The sequence below is a fragment of the Lysinibacillus sp. KU-BSD001 genome, from assembly GCF_042920265.1.
Lineage (GTDB): Bacteria > Bacillota > Bacilli > Bacillales_A > Planococcaceae > Lysinibacillus_B.
In genome coordinates, this window is the sequence record NZ_JBDQZI010000034.1 from 1 (window position 1) to 1,382 (window position 1,382).

Sequence of the window (1,382 nt, forward strand, 5' to 3'; positions counted from 1 at the left end):
TTAGAACGCTCTCCTACCACTCACACCAACGGTGTGAATCCACAGCTTCGGTGAATCGTTTAGCCCCGATACATTTTCGGCGCAGCGTCACTCGACCAGTGAGCTATTACGCACTCTTTAAATGATGGCTGCTTCTAAGCCAACATCCTGGTTGTCTAAGCAACGCCACATCCTTTTCCACTTAACGATTACTTTGGGACCTTAGCTGGTGGTCTGGGCTGTTTCCCTTTTGACTACGGATCTTATCACTCGCAGTCTGACTCCCGTGCATAAATATCCGGCATTCGGAGTTTGTCTGAATTCGGTAAAGCGAGATGCCCCCCTAGTCCAAACAGTGCTCTACCTCCGGTATTCTCATCACGAGGCTAGCCCTAAAGCTATTTCGGAGAGAACCAGCTATCTCCAGGTTCGATTGGAATTTCTCCGCTACCCACACCTCATCCCCGCACTTTTCAACGTGCGTGGGTTCGGGCCTCCAGTAAGTGTTACCTCACCTTCACCCTGGACATGGGTAGATCACCTGGTTTCGGGTCTACGACCACGTACTACATCGCCCTATTCAGACTCGCTTTCGCTGCGGCTCCGTCTTCACAACTTAACCTCGCACGTAATCGTAACTCGCCGGTTCATTCTACAAAAGGCACGCTATCACCCATTAACGGGCTCTAACTACTTGTAGGCACACGGTTTCAGGTTCTCTTTCACTCCCCTCCCGGGGTGCTTTTCACCTTTCCCTCACGGTACTGGTTCACTATCGGTCACTAGGTAGTATTTAGCCTTGGGAGATGGTCCTCCCGGATTCCGACGGAATTTCACGTGTTCCGCCGTACTCAGGATCCACTCTGGAGGGCATGTACTTTCGACTACAGGGCTATTACCTGCTCTGGCGGACCTTTCCAAGTCGCTTCGCCTAATACATGCCTTTGTAACTCCGTATAGAGTGTCCTACAACCCCAAGAGGCAAGCCTCTTGGTTTGGGCTCTTCCCGTTTCGCTCGCCGCTACTCAGGGAATCGAATTTTCTTTCTCTTCCTCCAGGTACTTAGATGTTTCAGTTCCCTGGGTCTGTCTCCAGTACGCTATGAATTCACGTAAAGGTACTACGCGATTAAACGTAGTGGGTTCCCCCATTCGGAAATCCCCGGATCAAAGCTTACTTACAGCTCCCCGAGGCATATCGGTGTTAGTGCCGTCCTTCATCGACTCCTAGTGCCAAGGCATCCACCGTGCGCCCTTAATAACTTAACCAAGTTATACTTGAACAACGTTCAAGATTTTAAGTTGACACGTCAATGTTACTTGACTTGTTTTGACTCTTATCTATTAAAAATAGAAATTTGTGTTTGCTTTCAATGTCGTTTTATCCAGTTTTCAAAGAACAAA

The 1,382-nt window shown here is 48.9% G+C and carries 1 rRNA gene; it reads right to left on the reverse strand.

The annotated features are described in order from the left end of the window. Window positions 1–1,247 (reverse strand): 23S ribosomal RNA (locus tag AAGS61_RS20790); the annotation flags it as partial. Window positions 1,248–1,382: the final 135 nt, after the last annotated feature.